General features: G+C 41.4%; 1 protein-coding gene and 1 pseudogene. Both read left to right on the top strand.

The features are described 5' to 3' along the window. Positions 1-171: 171 nt before the first annotated feature. Entirely contained in the window at positions 172-1665 is a 1494-nt protein-coding gene (locus OGM63_RS13905) for an MBOAT family O-acyltransferase (protein ID WP_263746174.1), read from the top strand. A gap of 201 nt (positions 1666-1866) precedes the next feature. Further along, a pseudogene (locus OGM63_RS13910) lies at positions 1867-2081 on the top strand (photosystem II q(b) protein); the annotation flags it as partial.

The raw sequence follows: 2081 nt of genomic DNA on the forward strand, positions 1-2081 counted from the left end.
GTTGGTTGGGGTGTGAAGGGGGGTGGGGGGGGCGGGGGAAGGTGGGGGTGTGGGGGGAGTTATAACTCCCAACTCCTAACTCCCAACTCCTAACTCCCAACTCCCAACTCCCAACTCCCAACTCCCAACTCCCAACTCCCAACTCCCAACTCCCAACTCCTAACTAATTAAATGAACTTTATATCAGTTGTTTACGGATTATTCTTACTGAGCGTGCTGGGAATTTATTGGTCTTTAACACAGGAAAAATTACGGCTATGGACATTGTTGATTGCTAGCCTGGTGTTTTACGCATCTTTACAAGCTCAATATATACCGCTACTATTAGCACTAGTTTTTATTAACTTTCGTCTTGGTTTGGCATTAGGAGAAAACACTTCACCAGGAGAACATACTCTCGATTGGCGCATTTCTAACGAAGAGTGGCAATTTGCTCAATTAGATTGGAATCGTCGTCGTCTAAAGATTTTGTGGTTGGGTATAATTTTAAATGTTTTCCTGCTATTAGGTTTCAAATATTTACAACCTTTATTTAAGTTTGTTTTCCAGTTACCTGCCTCAAGTGACTCTTTTAAAATAATTGCACCATTGGGTATTTCCTTTTTTACCTTTGAGTGTATTGCATATTTAGTTGATGTTTATCGCGGTGCCCCGGCTACAGGAGAATTTATTAAGTTTGCCAGCTACAAATTTTTCTTTGCAAAATTGATTTCTGGTCCGATTACTCGCTTTCACAAACTAGAAAATCAATTCAGTGCGCTGAAATTTCCTACTCCTGATATTGTGGTAGAGGGATTATGGTTAATTGCTAGGGGTGCAGTCAAAAAAGGTATTTTGGCAGACCACCTAGGGATTTTTGTAGATTTATGTTTTGGTAATCTGCAAAGGGCAGGTAGTACTGATTTATGGTTGGCTACATTTGCCTATGGCTTGCAATTGTATTTAGATTTTAATGGTTACGTAGACATTGCCCGTGGTAGTGCTTTGCTTTTCGGCTTGGTTTTGCCAGAGAATTTTGATTTTCCCTACTTCAGCACCAATATTGCTGATTTTTGGCGTCGATGGCACATTACACTAGGCGATTGGCTGCGTAACTATATATATTTTCCTTTGGGTGGTTCCCGTTGCGGTTTTGATCGCACCTCCTTAAATTTATTTATTGTGATGTTAATTGCTGGCATTTGGCATGGTGCAGCTTTGGGTTATGTAGTTTGGGGTATTTACCACGGTTTAGCCTTGGTGGTTCATCGACTGACTGATACAATTAGCGATCGCTTTGAAGATATAGAACACTTCTGGCAAAATCCCATAGGTATAGTATTAGCTTGGCTGGTAACTCAAATAATGGTTTTCACCTCTTGGATCTGGTTCCGCTTACCCAACCTCCAAGACTCTTCTTTAGTAATTCAGCATCTTTGGGGTCATTCCGCAGATGCACAGTTTGCCCAAAAGGTCTATGTAGAAGCTTTGAATCTCAGCCAATCCCAGCTCGCTTGGGTGCTAACGATTTTAGCTGTCCTTATGGCTATAGTGTATGCCTTTAACCGCAACTTAAAGTTACAGTTCCATTGGCCTGTCAAGCTTTTCTTCGTGCCACTATGTCTCTACGCAGTTTGGTTATTGGCTCCTGAAGGCAGCTTGCCCTATATTTACTTCGATTTCTAACATCCGCTGACTTCACTTATCAACCACTTCAAACGGTGAATAACACCATCTAGCGTGATTCATAAGTAGAGCTGATTAACAATATAAAATTTATAAATAGATATAATTGCCACAATTCCTTAAAAACATGTAAAGTATTAATACAGGCAAAAAACAAATTTGCCTCATACATTGTTCAAAATTCACAGCAATCATAAAAAAATGACCACAACTCTACAACGTCGCGAAAGCGGCAACGTATGGGAACGCTTCTGCGAGTGGATCACCAGCACCGAAAACCGCCTATATGTTGGTTGGTTCGGCGTATTGATGATCCCCACCTTGCTAGCTGCAACCACCTGCTTCATCATTGCGTTCATCGCAGCACCCCCAGTAGACATCGATGGTATCCGTGAGCCTGTTGCAGGTTCTTTGAT

Source organism: Plectonema radiosum NIES-515, assembly GCF_025753815.1.
Classification (GTDB): Bacteria; Cyanobacteriota; Cyanobacteriia; order Cyanobacteriales; family Nostocaceae; genus Hassallia; species Hassallia radiosum_A.

Coding starts and splice junctions, on each gene's coding strand:
- OGM63_RS13905 (WP_263746174.1), top strand. CDS start 172: ATGAACTTTATATCAGTTGTTTACGGATTATTCTTACTGAGCGTGCTG.